17 protein-coding genes are annotated in these 19,932 nt (G+C 64.6%); 8 read left to right on the top strand and 9 right to left on the bottom strand.

Annotated elements, in window-relative coordinates; all coding sequences use genetic code 11:
• Positions 1–17: 17 nt before the first annotated feature.
• The gene (locus CV_RS16305) at positions 18–695 is read left to right on the top strand and encodes a DUF1345 domain-containing protein (RefSeq protein ID WP_011136854.1); all 678 of its coding nucleotides are present in this window, start codon (positions 18–20) and stop codon (positions 693–695) included.
• 58 nt (positions 696–753) lie between these two features.
• Here CV_RS16305 and CV_RS16300 read toward each other — a convergent pair whose 3' ends face one another.
• The 3 genes from CV_RS16300 to aceB form a co-directional block, all read right to left on the bottom strand.
• Positions 754–1,365, bottom strand: coding sequence for a glutathione S-transferase (locus CV_RS16300; RefSeq protein ID WP_011136853.1), 612 nt, complete (start codon positions 1,363–1,365; stop codon positions 754–756).
• A 103-nt stretch (positions 1,366–1,468) separates the two neighbouring features.
• A complete protein-coding gene (locus tag CV_RS16295) occupies positions 1,469–2,167 on the bottom strand; it encodes an SIMPL domain-containing protein (protein WP_011136852.1) in 699 nt (232 codons plus the stop codon).
• Positions 2,168–2,312: 145 nt separating this feature from the next.
• The gene (aceB, locus tag CV_RS16290) at positions 2,313–3,908 is read right to left on the bottom strand and encodes a malate synthase A (RefSeq protein WP_011136851.1); all 1,596 of its coding nucleotides are present in this window, start codon (positions 3,906–3,908) and stop codon (positions 2,313–2,315) included.
• A gap of 125 nt (positions 3,909–4,033) precedes the next feature.
• Here aceB and CV_RS16285 point away from each other — a divergent pair, with 125 nt between their 5' ends.
• Both CV_RS16285 and treR read left to right on the top strand, forming a co-directional pair.
• Positions 4,034–4,930: a LysR family transcriptional regulator gene (locus CV_RS16285; RefSeq protein WP_011136850.1), complete on the top strand. Its 897-nt coding sequence runs from the start codon at positions 4,034–4,036 to the stop codon at positions 4,928–4,930.
• Between the two features lie 87 nt (positions 4,931–5,017).
• The gene (treR, locus tag CV_RS16280; protein WP_011136849.1) at positions 5,018–5,722 is read left to right on the top strand and encodes a trehalose operon repressor; all 705 of its coding nucleotides are present in this window, start codon (positions 5,018–5,020) and stop codon (positions 5,720–5,722) included.
• Between the two features lie 190 nt (positions 5,723–5,912).
• On the opposite strand, the gene CV_RS16275 is transcribed toward treR, so the two are convergent.
• Positions 5,913–7,631 carry an AIPR family protein gene (locus CV_RS16275; protein WP_011136848.1) on the bottom strand — a complete coding sequence of 573 codons (1,719 nt, stop codon included), beginning with the start codon at positions 7,629–7,631 and terminating at the stop codon, positions 5,913–5,915.
• Positions 7,632–8,322: 691 nt separating this feature from the next.
• Here CV_RS16275 and treP point away from each other — a divergent pair.
• The 5 genes from treP (at position 8,323) to CV_RS16250 (ending at position 15,019) form a co-directional block, all read left to right on the top strand.
• Complete coding sequence (gene treP, locus CV_RS16270) at positions 8,323–9,780, top strand: PTS system trehalose-specific EIIBC component (protein ID WP_227590051.1); 1,458 nt, start codon at positions 8,323–8,325, stop codon at positions 9,778–9,780.
• Positions 9,773–11,422 (top strand): alpha,alpha-phosphotrehalase, encoded by a 1,650-nt coding sequence (gene treC / locus CV_RS16265; protein ID WP_011136846.1) that lies wholly within the window; start codon positions 9,773–9,775, stop codon positions 11,420–11,422. The genes treP and treC overlap by 8 nt, the downstream gene beginning before the upstream one ends.
• A 104-nt stretch (positions 11,423–11,526) precedes the next feature.
• Entirely contained in the window at positions 11,527–12,795 is a 1,269-nt protein-coding gene (locus tag CV_RS16260; protein ID WP_011136845.1) for a carbohydrate porin, read from the top strand.
• 104 nt (positions 12,796–12,899) lie between these two features.
• Positions 12,900–13,346 (top strand): hypothetical protein, encoded by a 447-nt coding sequence (locus tag CV_RS16255; protein ID WP_011136844.1) that lies wholly within the window; start codon positions 12,900–12,902, stop codon positions 13,344–13,346.
• Between the two features lie 275 nt (positions 13,347–13,621).
• Positions 13,622–15,019: an amino acid permease gene (locus CV_RS16250; protein WP_011136843.1), complete on the top strand. Its 1,398-nt coding sequence runs from the start codon at positions 13,622–13,624 to the stop codon at positions 15,017–15,019.
• 56 nt (positions 15,020–15,075) lie between these two features.
• Here the strand turns inward: CV_RS16250 and CV_RS16245 are convergent, their stop codons facing one another.
• From CV_RS16245 to CV_RS16225, 5 genes are all read right to left on the bottom strand, one after another.
• Positions 15,076–15,735: a dihydrofolate reductase family protein gene (locus CV_RS16245; RefSeq protein WP_011136842.1), complete on the bottom strand. Its 660-nt coding sequence runs from the start codon at positions 15,733–15,735 to the stop codon at positions 15,076–15,078.
• A gap of 118 nt (positions 15,736–15,853) precedes the next feature.
• Positions 15,854–17,320, bottom strand: a complete 1,467-nt coding sequence (locus CV_RS16240; protein ID WP_011136841.1) for a DegQ family serine endoprotease — start codon at positions 17,318–17,320, stop codon at positions 15,854–15,856.
• A gap of 128 nt (positions 17,321–17,448) precedes the next feature.
• On the bottom strand, positions 17,449–18,081 hold the full coding sequence (nth, locus tag CV_RS16235; RefSeq protein ID WP_011136840.1) for an endonuclease III: 633 nt from the start codon (positions 18,079–18,081) through the stop codon (positions 17,449–17,451).
• Positions 18,078–18,851 carry an electron transport complex subunit RsxB gene (rsxB, locus tag CV_RS16230; protein WP_011136839.1) on the bottom strand — a complete coding sequence of 258 codons (774 nt, stop codon included), beginning with the start codon at positions 18,849–18,851 and terminating at the stop codon, positions 18,078–18,080. Before rsxB ends, nth begins: the two co-directional genes overlap by 4 nt.
• 26 nt (positions 18,852–18,877) lie before the next feature.
• Complete coding sequence (locus tag CV_RS16225; RefSeq protein WP_011136838.1) at positions 18,878–19,810, bottom strand: LysR family transcriptional regulator; 933 nt, start codon at positions 19,808–19,810, stop codon at positions 18,878–18,880.
• Between the last annotated feature and the right edge of the window lie 122 nt (positions 19,811–19,932).

The raw sequence follows: 19,932 nt of genomic DNA, 5'->3' as shown, positions 1-19,932 counted from the left end.
CTGGAGGATATCCATTGATGACGAGCATGATTCGCCGTTTCATCCTGGTACGCATGATATTGGCCCGCCCCAGGCTGGCATGGTCGGCGCTGTTCGGCCTATTGGTGATCGCGGTTTTGCCCCATGTCGCGGCGATGCACGATGTCACGCGCTACATCGTCGGCTGGAACGCCGGCGCCTGGCTGTATCTGGCGCTGGCCGGCTGGATGATGTTCGGGGCGGGGCGCAAGCCGATACGGCATTGGGCCCGGGTGGAGGACGAGGGGCAATGGCTGGTGCTGCTGCTGGTGTGCGTGGCGGCGGCGGCCAGCCTGTCGGCCATCGTGATGGAGCTGGCGGTGGTGAAAGACATGCATGGCTGGCCGCGCGCCGCCCATATCGCGCTGGCGGTGCTGACCTTGCTGTCCTCGTGGGCGTTCACCCATGTGATGTTCGCGCTGCATTACGCGCGCGGCTTCTACGCGAGGGAAGCGCACGGCCTGCCGGGCGGGCTGGAGTTCCCGGGCACCCGGCAGCCGGATTACGAGGACTTCCTGTATTTCGCCTTCATCATCGGCACCTCGGGCCAGACCGCCGACGTCAGCTTCACCGACGGCAGCCAGCGCCGCACCGGCACCGTGCACTGCGTGCTGGCCTTCTTCTTCAACGCCACCGTGCTGGCGCTGATGATCAACATCGCCGCCGGGCTGATCTGATCCGCCTGCAATGCGAAACGCCACCGCGTGCGGTGGCGTTTTTGCGTCCGGCGGGCGCTCAGGCCGCGGGCGGTTCGGTATCCTGGAAGGACGGCCGGGCGTACAGCCGCTGCAGCAACGCGTCCAGATTGGGATGGGCGGCGCGCCAGTCGATTTCCGGCGCGCGAAAGTCCAGGTAGCCCAGGCAGCAGCCGACGGCGATGTCGGCCAGGCTGTAGCCGTGGCTGGTGCACCATTGCTTCTCGCCCAGGTCTTCCGACAGCGTGGCCAGGCCGCGCAGTATCTTGCCGCGCTGGCGCTCCACCACTTCCTCCATCTGCTTCTCCGGCGGGCGGCGGCGCTCCAGCACGATGGCCACCATCGCGTCGATGATGCCGTCTGCCAGCGCTTCCCAGCGGCGGGTGAGGATGATCTGCCGATTGTCCTGCGGCAGCAGCCGCGATACCGGCGAGCTGTTTTCCAGGTATTCGACGATCACGCGGGAGTCGTAGAGGGTGGAGCCGTCGTCCAGCTCCAGCACAGGCACCTTGCCCAGCGGATTGTACTCGGCGACGCGGGTGTCCGCGTTCCAGGGCACGTCTTCCTCCAGCGGGCAGTCGATTTTCTTTTCAGCCAGCACGATGCGCACCTTGCGGGCGTATGGGCTGGTCAAAGAGGCGATCAGTTTCATGTTCGGAGCGATGGCGAGAGGTCGGGAAGAGGACGCCGGCCCCGAAGGTGGGGCCGGCGCGCGCAGTGCTTACTTTAGCGCAAGCGGGCTGGGGCTGAAAGCCTTACTTGAGCTCCACCTTGCCGCTGACCTGCAGTTGCAGCTGGGTCTGGCCCGGCTGCAGGTCGGGCTGGCTGACGTTGGCCGCCTCCGCGCCCGCCATCGACGCCTTCATCATCATCACTGGCGGACGGAAGCCGTGGCTCTGCTGGCCGATGTCCAGCTGCTGGATGTTGACCACGTTCTTGCCCAGCGCGCGCGCGGCCACTTCGGCCTGGCCCTTCAGGTTGGCGATGGCCTCGGGAATCATGCTCTGCTCGGCCTTGCGGCGGGCTTCGTCGGACACGCCGAACTGCACGCCCTCCAGCAGCATGGTCTGTTGCAGCTTGCCGATCAGCTCGGCGGCCTGGGCGAAGTCCTTGCTCTTCAGCTGGATTTCGGAACGGCCTTGCCAGCCGGTGATCTTGCCGTTCTTGTCGTAGCTGGGCCAGGTGCTGTAGCTGCCGCTGGACAGCTGGACGTCCTTGTAGCCGCGGCCGATGGCCAGGCCGTTGGCGGTGGCCTTGTTCAGCCTATCGGCCAGCACCGCTGCTTGGTTGTTGCTTTGTTGCACATACAGGGTGGCGCTGATCTGGTCGTTGGCCACGTCGCGCTGGGCATTGGCGGACAGATTGAGCTGGATGCCGTCGGCGGCGGAGGCCAGCGGCGCGGCGGCGGCCAGCATGCAACACAACAGCATGGGCTTGATTCGGTTTTTTCTCATTTCGGCTCCTGGGCTGAATGTGAGGGAAGTAGACTCCCCTTCGATCCGATTGGCAAGCGCCGGTTCCATGCCGTCCGGCGCCGGCGGCGTGGCTGAAAATGCCAAACGGCCCCGGAAGGGGCCGTTCGGAAGGCCGAAAGGCTGGTCAGGCGATGTATTCGTAGCCCGGCAGCGTCAGGAACTCGACGAAGTCGTCCGAGGTGGTGAGCAAGTCGAACATCCTGGCCGCGTCCTCGTATTGGCGGGTCCAGCGCGCGCCGTATTCGGCTTGCAGCTTGGCCACTTCGCGGGCCTGCAGCTCGCGGAACAGCTCCACCGTCACCTTGCGGCCGTCGTCCAGCACGCCCTTGGGCGAGCGTATCCACTGCCAGATCTGCGAGCGCGAGATCTCGGCGGTGGCGGCGTCTTCCATCAGGTTGTGGATGGGCACGCAGCCGTTGCCGGAAATCCAGGCGCCCAGGTACTGGATGCCGACGTTGATGTTCATGGCGAGACCCGCTTCGGTGATCGGCGCTTCCGGCTGGAAGTTCAGCAGGTCGGCGGCGCTCACCTGCACATCCGGGCGCTGCTTGGCGATCTGGTTGGGCGCGTCGCCCAGCGCGGCGGTGAAGGCGGCGTTTGCGATCGGCACCAGGCCTGGGTGGGCCACCCAGCCGCCGTCGTAGCCGTCGGTGGCGTCGCGCTCCTTGTCCGCCTTCACGCCGGCCAGCGCCTTTTCATTGGCGGCGGCGTCGTTCTTGATCGGAATCAGCGCCGCCATGCCGCCGATGGCCGGCGCGTCGCGGTGGTGGCAGGTTTTCAGCAGCAGCAGCGCGTAGGCGCGCATGAAGGGCACGGTCATCGTGATCAGCGCGCGGTTGGCCAGGCAGAAGTCGCGGTTCTGCTTGAACTTCTTGATGCAGCTGAAGATGTAGTCCCAACGGCCGGCGTTGAGGCCGGCGGAATGCTCGCGCAGCTCGTAGAGGATTTCGTCCATCTCGAAGGCGGCGAGGATGGTCTCGATCAGCACCGTGGCCTTGATCGTGCCCTGCGGGATGTTCAGCTCGTCCTGGGCGAACACGAACACCTGATTCCACAGCCGCGCTTCCAGATGGCTTTCCATCTTGGGCAGGTAGTAATAGGTGGCGCTGCCGCGCTCGCGCAGGTAATGGATGTTGTGGAAGAACGACAGGCCGAAGTCGAACAGGCTGCCGGACACGATCTCGCCGTCCACCTTGACGTGCTTTTCCATCAGGTGCCAGCCGCGCGGGCGCAGCAGCAGGGTGGCGACGGTGTCGTTCAGCCGGTACTGCTTGCCTTCCGGGCTCTGGAAGGAAATGGTCTTGCGGTAGGCGTCGCGGACATTGATCTGGCCGGCGATCTGGTTGTCCCAGCTCGGGCAGTTGGAGTCCTCGAAGTCGGCCATGAAGCTCTTGGCGCCGGAGTTCAGCGCGTTGATCATCATCTTGCGCTCCACCGGGCCGGTGATTTCGACGCGGCGGTCCAGCAAGTCCGCCGGCAGCGGCGCGATCTTCCAGTCGCCGGCGCGCACGGCGGCGGTTTCTGGCAGGAAGTCCGGCAGCTTGCCGGCGTCCAGCTCGGCCTGGCGCGCGGCGCGGGCGGCGATGCGCTCGCGCCGCGTCGGCTCGAAGCGGCGGTGCAGCTTGGCGACGAAGGCCAGCGCCTCGGGGGTGAGGATTTCGGCGTAGGCCGGAGTGATGTCGGCGAGAACTTCCACGCCCTGCGGGAGATTGACTGCCATGCGCGCGCTCCTGTGTAGAGAAGATGACATGATGATGCTGCAATGCAATGTTTGACAGTCTATTCGCCGCGCGAGTAAAAAGAAATGGCATGAATTGCACAACATCTTTTACTTTTAGGTAGCTAATGAGCGAGCTGAAGCAGCTGGAGACCTTCGTCGCCGTGGTGGGGCTGGGCAGCTTGTCGGCCGCGGCGCGGCAGCTGGGCGTGGTGCCGGCCATGGTGGGGCGGCGCCTGGACGCGCTGGAGGAGCGGCTGGGGGTGCGCCTGTTGGTGCGCACCACCCGCAGCGTGGCGCCGACCCAGGAAGGTGAGGCTTTTTATGAAGATTGCCAGCGGATACTGGCCGATCTGACTGAGGCGGAGGCGGCGGTGGCGTCCGGCAGCGGCAGGGCGCGCGGCCATCTGCGCCTGTCGGCGCCGGCCGGCTTCGGCCGCCGCCATGTGGCGCCGCACGTCGCCGCCTTTCAGCGCCTGCATCCCGAGGTCAAGGTGACCCTGGACCTGTCAGACCGGCTGGTGGACCTGCAGCGCGACCGCATCGACTGCGCGATCCGCATCTCCGATCTGTCCGACTCCGGCCTGGTGGCGATCCGGCTGGCGGAAAACCATCGCGTGGTGGTGGCGTCCCCGGCCTATCTGGCCGCCCACGGCGCGCCGCGCGCGCTGGAGGATCTGCAGCGCCATCAGTGCCTGTCGCTGGGCGAGAGCCAGAGCCGCGGCTGGAGCTTTGCGGTCGACGGCAAGCCGGTGAACCTGAAGGTGTCGGGCGCGCTGGAGTGCAACGACGGCGCGGTGCTGCACGATTGGGCGCTGCAAGGCCTGGGCCTGGCCTGGCGCTCGCTGTGGGAGGTCAAGGACGATCTGTCCGAAGGCCGGCTGGCGACGGTGCTCGACGATTTCTCGTCGCCGGACTACCCGGTGTACGCGGTGGTGCCGCAGCGCAAGCTGCTGCCGGCCAGGGTGCGGCATTTCATCGAACATCTGAAAGCCGCCTACGCCGCGCCGGGCTATTGGGATTGAGCGCGGCGCCGGTTTGCCGCGCCGGCCCCGGCTTGCTAAGGTAGGGCCTCGCCGCGCAGGGGCCGCGAGCACAAGAAGACAAACAACGTGAACAAATACCATCAAATCTATTCCGACATCGTCGCCGACATCGACAACCGGCGCTACGCCCAGGGCGAGCGCATCCCGTCAGAATCCGAGCTGATGCACCACTACGACGCCAGCCGCGGCACCGTGCGCAAGGCGGTGGACATGCTGCAGGAACGGGGCTACGTGCAGAAAATCCACGGCAAGGGCATGTTCGTGCTCAAGCCGGGCAATATCGAATTCCAGCTCAGCGGCATCGTCAGCTTCCAGGAAATGAACGAGCGCATGGGGCGCAAGGTGGTGTCGCGGGTGGCGGAGCTGGCGCAGCTGCCGGCCGACACGGCGCTGGCCCAGGCCACCGGCCTGGCCGAGGGCACCGCCATGGTCAAGATCAAGCGGGTGCGCAATATCGACGGCGAGAACGTGATCCTGGACATCAACCACTTCGTCGCCGGCCTGGTGCCGGGCCTGAACGCGGACATCGCCGCCGGCTCCATCTACCGCTACATCGAGCAGGATCTGGGGCTGACCATCAGCTACGCCCAGCGCATCATCGAAGCCCAGCCCTGCAACGACGACGACCGCCGCTACCTGGACCTGAACGGCATGGACCACGTGATCGTGGTCAAGAACCTGACCCACCTCTACGACGGCAGGCTGTTCGAATACACCGAGTCGCGGCATCGATTGGACAAGTTCTATTTTACGGATATTGCGAGGCGGTAGCGTTTTTCATCAGGGTGTGGGTGTGCGGAGACAGGCCACACTTCATTCCACCTGGTTGATACGATGGAAATCGTGGTCTGTCCCCCTTTTTTCCGGTCCCCATTTTTTGGTGGTGAATATGTCTTATGCATAATATGGGGCATAAGAGTCTCGACCAGGCTTGCCGGGGCGAGCCCTCAGAAGGGTAGATCTAGTTAGCATCGACAGCTGGTTTACCAAGGCCCGCCAGCAACTCTTGTAGGACGGTTTGGCGTTTTAGCCTGTCAGCGGTCACGTCCCCCAAGCCTTGGCAAACTGCCACGATACGGGCAAAAACTTCCGTGGCTGCGGCTCCATGTTGCCCCATGACTTCTATGACGCGCAGGGCTGACCGCTCGGCTTGCCTAGAGTTTAGGGGCACTATCTCTCCGCCGCCGCAAATAGCGGCTCGAGCCAAGGTGAGCATGTGCCATTTGAACCGCTTCATGTTCTTCGGTATCGTACTATTCGACACTAGTAGGTTGAAGCGATACATAGTCAAGCAGGAAGCGTAGTAGACCGATTCCTTGACTGTGTCAGCAAACATTTGGTCTTTCAATTCGTTATACATCTGCTTTGTATAGCGACTTGCGAGTTCTGGTCGGTTCAGCCACATTGCTGCGACGCACCTTGATGCGTTGTTCAAAGTGAAGATGCGAATGGCCGGCACTTCCATTCCAACGAACTGTCTGTCGCGTCGCTCAAGGTACAGGCGGCTCTCTGCTCCATCGTACGAGTTGAAGTAGTGTTCGACGTTTCTGACAATTGGCTTAAGTGAGAGGAACTGCGCGTCCTCCACCTTTGATTGGCTATTGGTCGCTCGGACAAGTTCGGCGAACACGTCCTCGTGCTGTGTCTTTACCACTTTGATATTGACCATTACGTCGCCAAGTGCCTCGCGATGGCGAAAGAGTACGTTTGACGTTTGGCAGCCATTAACAATCTGATAATTGAATAGATGAAGGGTTGTGCCTTGGAGCTTGATGTCAGGGCAAACGATTGTGATCCCGTTGTTTAGCACCGGGAAGCGCGACGAACTGTCAGAAGCTAGTGTCGCTGCAATCGATGCGTTCACTGTGTTGTCTTCACCAAGGAACGACCGAACGTTCTCCTCGAAAACATGAGTACGAAGGCCCCCTTCAGAGGTAACGAGAAGATTGTCGACAAAGTCGCTCGCTTTGACCACTGCTAGGTATGCCTCGTCGATCCCGCGGATATTCGGCAGTGCGGCTTGGCTAAACAGTGGCAAGCTCGCTTCGACACCAGAATATGTTCCAACCCACAACTTAGTGAGTTCGTCGCGATCTACGAACTTTACATCGATACTGTGAAACAGTCCTAGTTCGGTCAGTTGTCCGACGAAGTCGCGGAGCGCAGTTTCTAGCGCATCTGGTTTTTGGTACTGTCCCGTAGTAACGAACCTCGCAGTCAGTGTCGGACGTCCGTTTCTTAGTTTTGGGACTTCTCGCACTACGAGTTCGAAAGTGGCGCGAGCTTCGACAAGAACTTCATCTGTCGCTGCGTAAGGGGTTTGATTTACAAAGCGGAGGATGCCCTCTTTAAACTTCAGAAACTCACCGAGATCGAAACCCTCGCTTCGCTTGGCCTGAATGAATACGAAGTCGACATCGTGATTCCGGCGGGCAGTTTGGAATGGTGCTGCCGCGTCCTCTGCGGAAGTGGTAACCATTTCGTCGATCACAACAGCAACGGCGTCAATGCCGTCGTCTCCCGTAGACGTCACCACGTCATCTAGATCGAATTCTCCAGCGTAGAAACTGGAGAGAATGCAATGAGAAGAAAATTTCTCGAACTGAGTTGCCTCATCGTCAGCTTCAAGTCCAAAGCTAGTGACAAAACTTGCTAAGTGGGACTGAATGATTCGATGCATAGAGATCCGTCCGGAGTGAAGTGGTGAAATTTATGTGCGTACCGACTGTGCGACCTTTTTTGCGTGGCCTAACGTGGAGCTAGGGGATAGCCGTCGGCGCGTCCCTGCGACCAGAGGATGCGAAATTGAGCACCACCAAAAATGTCGTATTAAAGCCTGCATTTTGGTGTGGAAAAATTATGCCGTCAATATTTTCATATTGGAATCATGATGATAATGAATTTTTTTGCTTATTTGGGGGCTAAAATTCGACGAAACACGCCACTTTCTGGAGGAGAGCTGTGTATTTGTCGGATGCTCTGGCGAGAAAGATCCGTCTGCCGCCACGTATCCCGCATATCCCCATGATGGCTGCGCCCCGGCGGAACCCCCGGCCTTGTCGAGATTCCGCCCTACGGCAGGCGGTTTTGTAGGGTGGATGCCCCGCAGGGGCGATCCACCGTTGATTGCAGAACAGATGAATGAGACCGGCCCGGCGCGGAGTCATCCGCCCGGGCCTTCTTTTTGCCGCTGTTGCGAAATGGCGGCAGTCAGTTTGACTTTCCGCAAACTCGTACAGACGAGTGTTGACCAACTTGTATGTACAAGTTAACTTGCCCTCGGTTGCCATGCAGACAATCACCACAAACAGGCGGATTTCGGGCATCGTGAATAGACGCTGACCCGCCGCCGCAACAAGGGACAGGGAGGGATGATGAGTCACGACTATCAGGCGATCGCCGCGCGGATACTGGAAAATATCGGCGGCGCTGGCAATATCCGCCAAGCTGCGCACTGCCTCACCCGGCTGCGCATCTCTTTGAACGACGAATCCAAGGTGAATGGGGACGCGCTGCGCCAGGTGGCGCTGGTGAAGGGCCACTTCATCAATGCCGGGGTATTTCAGATCGTCATCGGCTCCGGCGATGTGGACCGCGTCTACGCCGAGATGGTGAAGCAGGGCGGCGTGGCGCGCGCCACCATCGCCGACGTCAAGGCCAGCGGCGACGCCAAGCAGAACCGCTTGCAGCAGCTGGTCAAGGTGTTCTCCGACGTGTTCATGCCGATATTGCCGGCCATCGTCATCGCCGGCCTGCTGATGGGCGCCAACAATCTCTTGGGCGCCAAGGGCATGTTCATCGCGGACAAGAGCCTGCTGGACGCCTATCCGGGCCTGTCGGGCTTGTGGGGCCTGATCAATATGATGGCCAACACCTCCTTCGTGTTCCTGCCGGCGCTGGTGGGCTGGTCGGCGGCCAAACGCTTCGGCGGCAGCGAGATTCTCGGCATCGTGCTGGGCCTGCTGCTGGTGCATCCGGACTTGCTCAACGCCTGGAACTACGGCAAGGCGGCGGCCGGGCTGGACGGCGCCTCGGTGCCTTACTTTGATCTCTTTGGCCTGCATATCGAGAAGGTGGGCTATCAGGGCCAGATCCTGCCCATCCTGGCCGCGGCCTGGGTGATGTGCCGCGTTGAGCTGTGGCTGAAGCCCAGGGTGCCCAACGCGGTGCAGCTCTTGGTGGTGCCCATCGTCACCATCGCGGTCAGCGGCTTCCTGGCGCTGGCGGTGATCGGTCCGCTGGCCCGCCACCTGGGCATTGCTGTCACCGACGCGCTGGTTTACGTGTTCAACCTGGCGCCGTGGCTGGGCGCGGCCTTGTTCGGCGCGCTGTACGCGCCGCTGGTGCTGACCGGCATGCACCATATGTTCATCGCGGTGGACTTGCAGCTGATCTCCAGCCAGGGCGGCACCTTCATCTGGCCGATGATCGCGCTGTCCAATATCGCCCAGGGCAGCGCCGCGCTGGCGATGTTCTGGCTGGCCAGGAACGCCAACGACAAGAACATGGCGTCCACCTCGGCGGTGTCGGCCTTCTTCGGCATCACCGAGCCGGCGATGTTCGGCGTCAATCTGCGCTACAAGCTGCCGTTCTACGCGGCGCTGGCCGGCTCCGCCTGCGCGGCGGTGTTGATCAGCCTGGGCCACGTCAAGGCGTCGGCGATCGGCGTCGGCGGCCTGCCGGCCTTTATCTCCATCATTCCGCAGCACATCCCGCTGTTCCTGGCGGGCACCCTGGTGGCCTTGGCCCTGCCCTTCGGCCTGACCTGGCTGCTGGCGCGCCGCCAGCTGGCCGCTGCCGCTCAAGAGGAGGCCGCGCAAAATGTCTAAGGACATGAAACGGGCGGTGGTGTACCAGATCTACCCCAAGAGCTTCAGCAGCCATCGCAATCAGGCGACGGGGGATCTCCTGGGCGTGGTGGACCGGCTGGACTACCTGGCCTGGCTGGGCGTCGACTACCTGTGGCTGACGCCGTTCTACCGCTCGCCGCAGCGCGACAACGGCTACGACGTCAGCGACTACTACAGCATCGACCCGGCTTATGGCGAGATGGAAGACTTCGAATTGCTGCTGGCCGAGGCCAAGCGGCGCGGCATCGGCGTGATGCTGGACATCGTGGTCAACCACACCTCCACCGAGCACGCCTGGTTCCAGGAGGCTCGCAAGGGCAGGGACAATCCCTACCGCGACTTCTACATCTGGCGCGACGCGCCGAACAACTGGCAGTCCAAGTTCGGCGGCAGCGCCTGGGAGTGGGACGAGGCCAGCGGCCAGTACTACCTGCACCTGTTCGACAAGACCCAGGCCGACCTCAACTGGGAGAATCCGGCGGTGCGGGCCGAGGTGTACAAGATGATGCGCTTCTGGCGCGACAAGGGCGTGGCCGGCTTCCGCCTGGACGTGATCAACCTGATCTCCAAGGACCCGGCCTTCTCCGAGGACGACAGCGACGGCCGCCACTTCTACACCGACGGCCCGCGCGTGCACCAGCATCTGCAGGAGATGCACCGCGAGGTGTTCGACGGCCATGACTTGCTGACCGTGGGCGAGATGTCGTCCACCTCGTTGGAGCACTGCATCGCCTACAGCCGGCCGGACCGGCGCGAGCTGAGCATGACCTTCAATTTCCACCACCTGAAGGTGGATTACCCGGATGGCGAGAAATGGCGGCCGGGCGCGGTGGACTTCATCGCGCTCAAGCGCATCCTGTCCGACTGGCAAACCGGCATGCACGCCGGCGGCGGCTGGAACGCGCTGTTCTGGTGCAACCACGACCAGCCGCGCGCGCTGTCCCGCTTCGGCGACGACGGCCGCTGGCGGACCGAATCCGCCAAGATGCTGGCCACCGCGCTGCACGGCCTGCAGGGCACGCCTTATATCTACCAGGGCGAGGAGATCGCCATGGCCAATCCCGGTTTCGCCGACATCGGCCAGCTGCGCGACGTGGAAAGCCTGAACGCTTATCGCCAGTTGCTGGCCGAGGGCTTCACCGCTGCCGACGCGATGGCGGTGATCCGCCAGCGCTCGCGCGACAACGCCCGCACGCCGATGCAGTGGGACGACGGCCCGAACGCCGGCTTCAGCGCCGCCGAGCCCTGGATAGGCGTGGCGGCGGACGCCGGCAGCGTCAATGTCGCCACGGCCATCGGCGACCCCAACTCCACGGCACACCACTACCGTCGGCTGATCCAGCTGCGCAAGCAATACCGGGTGTTCGCCGACGGCGACTACCGCTGCCTGACGCCCGATCATCCCAGCCTGTGGATTTACACCCGCCGCTGCGCCGACGAAATGCTGCTGGCCATCAGCCACTTCGGCGCCGACGACAGCCATTACGCGCTGCCGGCCGGCGCGATGCCCGAGGGCTGGACGATGGAACTGCTGCTGTCCAACTACCCGCCGCAGCCCCCTGGCCGATTGCGGCCCTGGCATTCGCTGCTGTACCGGGCGACGCCGCCGGCCGCGACCTAAACGCGCCTATACCCGAACACCTCCTCATGCCGGCCGACAGGCCGGCAGGGCGGAGCTTTGCCCGCGCGACGGGCGTGAACATGCATTGGGACAAGGAGACAAGAATGAGGACGAAGACGATAAGCTGGCTGTGCGTGCTGCTGCCGCTGGGGGCCGGCCTGCCGGCCTGGGCCGATGAGACGCCGGCCGCCGCGCCGGCGCCGCAGCTCAGCGCCGAGCAGTTGAGCGGCGCGGTGAAAAAGGCGCTGGACGAGATGGGCTTCCAGTTCGACGGCTATCTGCGCAGCGGCTTCTACGCCAGCGCCGGCGACAATCTGCCCAAGGGCCAGTACCAGCTGGGTGGCGATCTGCAGCACTTCCGCCTGGGCAACGAGGGCGACACCTATATCGAGTTCGGCGTCGGCAAGAAATGGACGCTGGGCAACGGCGTCAGCTGGGGCGCTTACGTGATGCCCACCATCTACAACGGCAAGACCAGCGCCTCGCAGGTCTACGGCTACATCAGCGGGCTGGAATTCGCGCCCAACCTGACGCTGTGGGCCGGCCAGCGCTACCACCGCATCCAGGACATCCACATCCTGGACAACTGGCTGATGCAGGACGGCGACAACTACGGCGCCGGCGTGGACGGCATCTCCGTCGGCCAGGCCAGGCTGAACCTGTCCGTCTCCTCGTCCGGCAGCTACGCCAACGACAACGCCACGCCCAACAACGCGCGCCGCGCCAACTTCCAGCTGACCGGCATAGAGACCAATCCCGGCGGCAAGCTGACGCTGACCGGCGCGGCGATAGGCGGCGACTTCGCCATCGGCAAGCCCGGCGCGGCGCTGGGCCTGTTGCACAATCAGAAGGACTTCCTGGCCCAGGGCGTCAACAACTCGCTGTTCCTGCAGACTTCCACCGGCCACGCGTCGCTGTCCGGCCAGTTCTACAACCTGGACAGCAAGGGCACGGCGCAGGCCGGCGCGCGGCAGAGCCGCGTCGCCGACGTGCTGGACTGGCAGCGCGGGCGCTTCGGCGGCCAGGCGGTGCTGGGCTGGCAGAGCGTGGCGCCGGACAACGCCGGCAAATACCGCGATGCCACCCTGGGCGGCAGGCTGTCCTACGGCGTGGCGGCCAACGTCAAGCTGCTGACCGAGATCGGCCTGACCCGGCGCAATGCCGACGATCAGCCGGCGCAGCAGCTGAACAAGGCGACGCTGGCGGTGGCGTTCGCGCCCAATACCGATTTCTGGACCCGGCCCGAGCTGCGGGTGTACGCCAGCCACTATAACTGGAACAACGCGGCGGCCCAGGCCAACCTGAGCACTTTCGCCGCCGGCGGCCGCACCCACGCCAACACCTTCGGCGTGCAAATAGAGGCGTGGTGGTAGGAATCTTCCTGCTTCCGTCTTTTTAAAAGTGCCGCGACCGCCATCGCGGCACTTTGTCGTTTGGAGGCAGTCTGTTCGGGTATCGGATAGAAAAGGAGAGGGCGATGAGCGGTTTGCTGACGGGCGGCCTGGCCGCGCTGCTGCTGGTTTCCGGCCTGGCCTGGGCGGACATCGGCGATTCCGCGGCATCGGCGCCCCGCGTCCGGCTGGAGTGCCTGCCCGACGGCGACGGCGCCGACTGGCATGGCTGGCTTTCCGCCCGGCTGGCGCTGCGCGGCCTGGAAGAGGGGCCGCCGCCGGGCTGGCGCCTGTGTTTCGCCGAGGAGCAGCGTCAGCAGTGGGTGGACCAGCCTGTGGATTGGCGCTATGACGGTTACTGGCGTCAGCCGCCGTACCGGCTTGAGCAGTGGATCGAGTTGAGCCTGACGGTGAAGGGCGAAGACGGAACCGTATTGTGGAGCGGCCGCGAGCGGCTGGGCGACGGCGACAACCGGCGCGCCAGGTTGGAGCGGGCGGCGCGCAGGCTGGTGGACAGGATGCCGCTGCCGTAATTGCTCCTTGTTATGACTGTTGATTATTTGCTTGTAAGCTATTGGTGTTTTCCCGTATTGTGACCGTTGCTTCCTACGGTAGTATCGATGGCCTCCGCGAGCATGGCCTGCACATGGCAGACAAGACAGGACAGCCGCAGAGGGACAAATCAGATCACAACAGCCGAATCCGAGTATGAGGCGCCCGCCTGGACAGCGGGCGTCTTGTCGTTTCAGCGCCGCCGCGACGTACGGCGGCGCGGGCCGGTTTCGGGGTAAATACGGGATAGTAGACAATGAGTTTGATGCGCAAGAAGAGCGTGCAAGGCATGTTGGCCGCCGCTCAGACTTCGCGCGGGCTGCGAAAAGAGCTCTCCGCGTTCGACCTTACCATGCTGGGCATCGGCGCCATCATCGGCACCGGCATTTTCGTGCTCACCGGCACCGGCGCCACCATCGCCGGCCCCGGCCTGGTGCTTTCCTTCGTCATCAGCGCCTTCGCCTGCGGCTTCGCAGCGATGTGCTATGCCGAATTCGCTTCCATGCTGCCGATTTCCGGCTCCACTTACACCTACGCCTACGCCACGCTGGGCGAGCTGATCGCCTGGATCATCGGCTGGGACCTGCTGCTGGAATACCTGCTGGCCTCGTCCGCGGTGTCGGTCGGCTGGTCCGGCTACTTCCAGAGCCTGCTGTCCGGCTTCGGCGTCACGCTGCCGCAGGCGCTGACCGCCGCCGCCGGCTCGGTGCCGGGCAAGGAAACCTTGTTCAACCTGCCGGCCTTCTGCATCGCGATGATCATCACCGCGCTGCTGGCCTTCGGCATCAAGGAATCGAAGCGCGTCAACAACATCGTGGTGCTGATCAAGGTGGCGGTGGTGGTGCTGTTCATCGCCATCGGCGTGTGGCACGTCAAGCCGGCCAACTGGCAGCCGGCGCTGCCGTTCGGCTTCTCCGGCGTGTTCCACGGCGCCGCCATCGTGTTCTTCAGCTTCATCGGCTTCGACGCCGTCACCTGCGCGGCGGAAGAGGTGAAGAACCCGGCCAAGGACATCCCGCGCGGCGTGATCTGGTCGCTGGTGGTGTGCTCCATCCTGTACGTGGTGGTGGCAGCCATCATGACCGGCATCGTGCCCTACATGAACTTCGCCGGCGTCGACCACCCGGTGTCGCTGGCGCTGCAGGTGGCCAAGCTGGACTGGTTCGCCGGCTTCGTCGACCTGGGCGCCATCCTGGGCATGATGACCGTGATCCTGGTGATGACCTACGGCCAGACCCGCATCCTGTTCGCGATGAGCCGCGACGGCCTGCTGCCCAAGATCTTTTCCGAGGTGAACCCCAAGTACGGCACCCCGTACAAGGCCACCTGGCTGATCGGCACCATCATCGCGCTGCTGGCCGGCTTCGTGCCGCTGCACACGCTGGCCGAGCTGGTGAACATCGGCACCCTGGCCGCGTTCACGCTGATCGCGCTGTCGGTGATCGTGCTGCGCAAGCGCGAGCCGGACCTGCCGCGCAAGTTCGTCTGCCCGGCGGTGCCCACCATTCCGGCGCTGGCCATCCTGTGCTGCGGTTTCCTGATGACCCAGCTGTCGCTGCTGACCTGGACCTGCTTCGCCGCCTGGCTGTTGATCGGCCTGGTGGTGTACTTCGGCTACTCGCGGCGCAATTCGCTGCTGCACAATCCGGCCTGATTCAGGCTGTGTTTGAAATGGCGGAGCCCATGGGCTCCGCTTTTTTTGTTTCCGCCTCAGGCCGGCCGGTCGAGCCGGCGCAGCAGCAGATGGCAGGCTCTTTCGCCCGGGACCCGTTCCGCGCATTGGTAGCCGAGCGCCGGCAGGTCCAGCCCGGCGAACAGCGCTTCGCCGGCGCCGAGCAGCACGGGCGCGATGGCCAGGTGCAATTCGTCGACCAGGCCGGCGCGCAGGTATTGCCGCACCGTGTCGACGCCGCCGCCCAGCCGCACGTCCCGGCCGCCGGCCGCTTGCCGGGCCCGTTGCAGCGCGGCCTGGATGCCGTCGGTGACGAAATGGAACACGGTGCCGCCCTGCATCGCGAGCGCGGGACGGGCGTGATGGGTCAGCACGAACACCGGGACGCGGTAGGGCGGCTCCTCGCCCCACCACCCCTTCCATTCCCGATCCGGCCATGGGCCGCGCACCGGGCCGAACATATTGCGTCCCAGTATCCAGGCGCCGACATTGTCGAAGCCGCGCTCGATGAAGTCGTTGTCCACTCCGGTCTCGCCGCCGCTGCCGCCGCCGTGCAGGCGCTGGAAGGCGGCGGTGGCGAACGCCCATTGATGCAGCGCCATGCCGCCGATGCCCAGCGGGTGGTCCAGGCTCTGTTCCGGTCCGGCGCCGAAACCGTCTGCCGACAGCGCGAAACAGGCTACGCGCAGCTTGCCCATCGCATCCTCCCTCCGCGCTCGGCGGAAAGCGTTTGTCATGCAGGATTTATAGACGGTTTGCGATGGACAAAAAAACGCCGCCCGGAAGGCGGCGTTTTTCGTCGGAGCGGGGCAAGGCTCAGTCGGTGCGCAGCGCGATGTAGAGCACCGCCTCGCCGCGGCGCACCAGCAGCGCGGCGTGGCCGCCGGCGCTGGCCAGCGCTTTCTCGAAGGCGCTGATGCTGGTGATGTCGTTCTGGTTCAGTCCCAGGATGATGTCGCCCGGCATCAGGCCGGAGCGCGCGGCCGGGCCTTGCGACTTCTGGATCAGCAGGCCGCCGCGGATGCCGAGGTCGCCGCGCTGCTCCGCCGTCAGCTCGGACAGCGTCAGGCCCAGCTTGCCGAACTGGTAGCCTTGCGGCGAGTTGTCGCTGGCCGGTTTCGTGTTGCTGCCGGGTTCCTGTGCCTGTTCCACCAGTGTGGCTTCCATCGTCTTCTCGAAACCCTTGCGCCACACCACCAGCTTGATCTTGGTGCCGGGGCCCAGCGAGCCCACCAGCATCGGCAGATCCTTGGAGCTGTCGATGGACTGGTTGTTGAGCTTCAGGATGATGTCGCCAGCCTGCAGGCCCGCCCTGGCGGCGGGGCCCTTGGGGTCGACGCGCACCACCAGCGCGCCGGAGGGCCGCTGCAGGCCGAACGATTGCGCCAGCTCCTGGGTCACTTCCTGGATGTTGACGCCCAGCTGGCCGCGGCTGACCTTGCCCTTGGTCTTCAGCTGGTCGGCCACTTGCATCGCCAGGTCGATCGGGATGGCGAAGGAGATGCCCATGAAGCCGCCTGAACGGCTGTAGATCTGCGAGTTGATGCCGACCACCTCGCCGCGCAGGTTGAACAGCGGGCCGCCGGAGTTGCCTGGGTTGATCGCCACGTCGGTCTGGATGAAGGGCACCAGGGTCTCGTCGGGCAGGCTGCGGCCCTTGGCCGATACGATGCCGGCGGTGACGGTGTTGTCGAAGCCGAACGGCGCGCCGATGGCGGCCACCCATTCGCCGACCTTCAGGTCGGCCGGATTGCCGATCTTGGCCACCGGCAGGTCGGCCGCGGCCACCTTGAGCAAGGCCACGTCGCTGCGCTTGTCCAGGCCCACCAGCTTGGCGCGCAGTTCGCGCTTGTCGGTCAGCGTGACGCGGATCTGGCCGCCGTCGGCCACCACGTGGGCGTTGGTCAGGATGAAGCCGTCGCTGCTGATGATGAAGCCGGAACCGTAGGACACGCTTTCCTCCGGGCCCTGCTCCTGTTGCGGCGGCTGGTTGGGCATGAAGCGGCGGAAGAAGTCGTACAGCGGGTCGTCTTCCGGCACCGGGAAGGGCATGTTGCCGCTTTGCTGCGGCGCGGCTCCGCCGCCTTCGCGGGTGGCCTGGATATTGACCACGGCCGGGCCGTCCCGGCTGACCAGCTGAGTGAAGTCGGGCAGCAGCATGGCTACGCGGCCGTCCTGCTGGGCAGGAATGGCGACGGGGGCTGGCTGGTTGCTGCCTTTGACAAACTGCTCGATCCTGTCGCAGCCGGACAGTAACGACGCCGCGAGCAGGGCGCCGGCCATGATGCGAAGACTCGTTGTCACAGGCAATCCTCTTGGTAGCTGGCTGATTCGAAAAGGCATATTGGGGCGAATAGTGGAATATACAAGCCGTTTTCTGTCATCGATATCGAATTTCGACTCTATTTCCATCATAACGGTTTTGCCGGGTATTCGCAGAGGTCCGCGATCGCGCAGCGGTGGCATTCCGGCTTCCTGGCCTTGCATACGTAGCGCCCCAGCAGGATCAGCCAGTGATGCGCGTCCAGCTTGAATTCGGCGGGCACGAAACGCTCCAGCTTGTCCTCCACCTCGCGCACATCCTTGCCCGGCGCGATGCGGGTGCGGTTGGACACGCGGAAGATGTGGGTGTCCACCGCGATGGTGGGCTGGCCGAAGGCGGTGTTGAGCACCACGTTGGCGGTCTTGCGGCCGACGCCGGGCAGCGCCTCCAGCGCCTCGCGCGTCTGCGGCACCTCGCCGCCGTGTTTTTCCAGCAGCAGCCTGCAGGTGGCGATCACGTTCCTGGCCTTGGTCTTGTACAGGCCTATGGTCTTGATGTATTCGGCCAGGCCTTCCTCGCCCAGCGCCAGCATCGCGGCCGGCGTGTTGGCCACCGGGTACAGGCGGCGGGTGGCCTTGTTGACGCCGACGTCGGTGGCCTGGGCCGACAGCAGCACCGAGATCAGCAGCTCGAACGGCGTGTTGTATTCCAGCTCGGTGGTCGGATGCGGATTGTCGTCGCGCAGGCGGCGGAAGATTTCTTGGCGTTTGGCGGCGTTCACTCTTTATCCTTGTCTGCTTCCTGCTGGGCGGCCTTCATCGCGGCGGCGCGCTCCATCGCGGCGCGTATCACCGCCATCTTGTCGGCGGACGCGGTGGCGGCTACCGGCGCCTGTTGCTTGGCGCGCTCCATCGCCTTGCGGATCAACTCGTTCTTGTCGGCGGCGAGCGCCGTGGCGGAGGGGGCGACCCCGGCGACGGGGCTCGCCGCGGGAGCGGGCGCCGCCACCGCGGCGCGCTCGGCCAGGCGTCTCGCCTTGTCCGCGGCGTCGCGGTCCTTGCGCGCCTGGCGGGCGTCGAAGCGCTTGCGCGCCTGCGCCGCGCGGGCCATCACCCGCTCGCGCTTGCCGTCGTCCGGATCGGCCACTGGGACGAGGTCGATGCAGTCGACAGGACAGGGCGCCAGGCACAGCTCGCAGCCGGTGCATTCGTCGGCGATCACCGTGTGCATCTGCTTGGCCGCGCCGACGATGGCGTCCACCGGACAGGCCTGGATGCACAGCGTACAGCCTATGCAGCTGTCTTCGCGGATCACGGCCAGCGCGCGCGGCTTGGGCTGCGGGCCGGCGGGGTCGAAGGGGATGGCCGGCTGGCCCAGCAGCTCCGCCAGCGCCCGGATGCCGTCCTCGCCGCCCGGCGGGCAGCGGTTGATCGGGTCGCGGCCTTGCGCCAGCGCCTCGGCGTACGGGCGGCAGCCGGCGTGGCTGCACTGTCCGCACTGGGTCTGGGGCAGGAGGGCGTCGATCCGGTCGACGAGAGTGATGACGGCCATGCTGTCGGATTCCGCTTCAAAAACCGTTAATTATCTTCGTTAGCGCTATCCTCTTCAACACCCGCCGCGCCGTCCCGCGCCGCGTTTTCATCGACCAGCAGCTGGCGCCATCGTTCGGCCGGTTCGGACAAGGCCGCGCCGCGCCGCCAGATCAGCGATAGCCTCCAGCTCAGCGCCGGATCGTCGCACGGCACCAGCGCGATGTCGGCCGAATGGGGCGGCAGCCAGGGTTCCGGCAGGATCAGTAGGCCGCAGCCGGCGGCCACCAGCGACAGGCATAGCCCCAGGTGGCCGCTGTCGGCATAGGTTTCCGGCACCAGCCCGGCCTGCTGCCAGGCGTCGGCGGCCATGCGGTTCACCTGCGAGGCGCCTTCCAGCCGTATCCAGGGCAGGTCCGCCACTTCGGCCGGCTTCAGGCTGGCCCGGCCGGCCAGCGGATGGGAGAGCGGCAGCGCGAAGCGCAGCGGATGCTCGCAGATCAGCAGGCTGTCCAGTTCCGGCCGCTGCGGCTGCAGGCAGATCGCCACTTCGATGTCGCCGCGCAGCACCGCCTCCTCCTGCTCGCAGCCGCCGCGCTCGAACAGGCGCAACTGAACCAGCGGATAGCGGGCGCGGAAAGTCTGCAGCAAGCGCGCGACCTGGGGAATGCCGGCCAGCGGCGGCAGGCCCAGGCGCAGTTCGCCCTGCGGCTGGCGTTTCAGGCGGGCCAGATCGTCCAGCATGGCGGCGTTTTCGCTCAGCAGCCTTTCCGCGCGGCGCAGCACCAGTTCCCCGGCCGGCGTCAGGCTGGCCGGATTGCCAGGGCGGCTGCGCACCAGCAGGGTCGCGTCCAGCTCCTCTTCCAGCTGCTGGATCGCCTTGCTCAACGCCGGCTGCGTCAGGTGGATGCGTGGCGCGGCCTTCTGGAAGCTGCCGTGGCGGGCCACGGCGACGAAATAGCGTAGATTGCGCAGATTCATGGCTGTATAACGTTTGGATGGACAGGATATGACAAATTCTCATTAACCTATCGGCAGGATACTCTAATAGCATGCCCGCTTCATCCCCGGCGAGCGCGCCGGTCATCCTAGGAGCATGCATC

The sequence above is a fragment of the Chromobacterium violaceum ATCC 12472 genome (genome assembly GCF_000007705.1).
Classification (GTDB): Bacteria; Pseudomonadota; Gammaproteobacteria; order Burkholderiales; family Chromobacteriaceae; genus Chromobacterium; species Chromobacterium violaceum.
The sequence above is the reverse complement of the archived record's forward strand: the minus strand, read 5'-3'. Positions and strand labels throughout refer to the sequence as shown.

What these genes read in the sequence shown, in the direction of transcription:
- CV_RS16260 (WP_011136845.1), top strand. Translation starts at nt 11,527, where the DNA reads ATGAGGACGAAGACGATAAGCTGGCTGTGCGTGCTGCTGCCGCTGGGG.
- CV_RS16285 (WP_011136850.1), top strand. Translation starts at nt 4,034, where the DNA reads ATGAGCGAGCTGAAGCAGCTGGAGACCTTCGTCGCCGTGGTGGGGCTG.
- rsxB (WP_011136839.1), bottom strand. Translation starts at nt 18,851, where the DNA reads ATGGCCGTCATCACTCTCGTCGACCGGATCGACGCCCTCCTGCCCCAG.
- CV_RS16300 (WP_011136853.1), bottom strand. Translation starts at nt 1,365, where the DNA reads ATGAAACTGATCGCCTCTTTGACCAGCCCATACGCCCGCAAGGTGCGC.
- CV_RS16295 (WP_011136852.1), bottom strand. Translation starts at nt 2,167, where the DNA reads ATGAGAAAAAACCGAATCAAGCCCATGCTGTTGTGTTGCATGCTGGCC.
- treC (WP_011136846.1), top strand. Translation starts at nt 9,773, where the DNA reads ATGTCTAAGGACATGAAACGGGCGGTGGTGTACCAGATCTACCCCAAG.
- CV_RS16250 (WP_011136843.1), top strand. Translation starts at nt 13,622, where the DNA reads ATGAGTTTGATGCGCAAGAAGAGCGTGCAAGGCATGTTGGCCGCCGCT.
- aceB (WP_011136851.1), bottom strand. Translation starts at nt 3,908, where the DNA reads ATGGCAGTCAATCTCCCGCAGGGCGTGGAAGTTCTCGCCGACATCACT.
- treP (WP_227590051.1), top strand. Translation starts at nt 8,323, where the DNA reads ATGATGAGTCACGACTATCAGGCGATCGCCGCGCGGATACTGGAAAAT.
- CV_RS16275 (WP_011136848.1), bottom strand. Translation starts at nt 7,631, where the DNA reads ATGCATCGAATCATTCAGTCCCACTTAGCAAGTTTTGTCACTAGCTTT.
- CV_RS16255 (WP_011136844.1), top strand. Translation starts at nt 12,900, where the DNA reads ATGAGCGGTTTGCTGACGGGCGGCCTGGCCGCGCTGCTGCTGGTTTCC.
- CV_RS16245 (WP_011136842.1), bottom strand. Translation starts at nt 15,735, where the DNA reads ATGGGCAAGCTGCGCGTAGCCTGTTTCGCGCTGTCGGCAGACGGTTTC.
- CV_RS16225 (WP_011136838.1), bottom strand. Translation starts at nt 19,810, where the DNA reads ATGAATCTGCGCAATCTACGCTATTTCGTCGCCGTGGCCCGCCACGGC.
- CV_RS16305 (WP_011136854.1), top strand. Translation starts at nt 18, where the DNA reads ATGACGAGCATGATTCGCCGTTTCATCCTGGTACGCATGATATTGGCC.
- CV_RS16240 (WP_011136841.1), bottom strand. Translation starts at nt 17,320, where the DNA reads ATGGCCGGCGCCCTGCTCGCGGCGTCGTTACTGTCCGGCTGCGACAGG.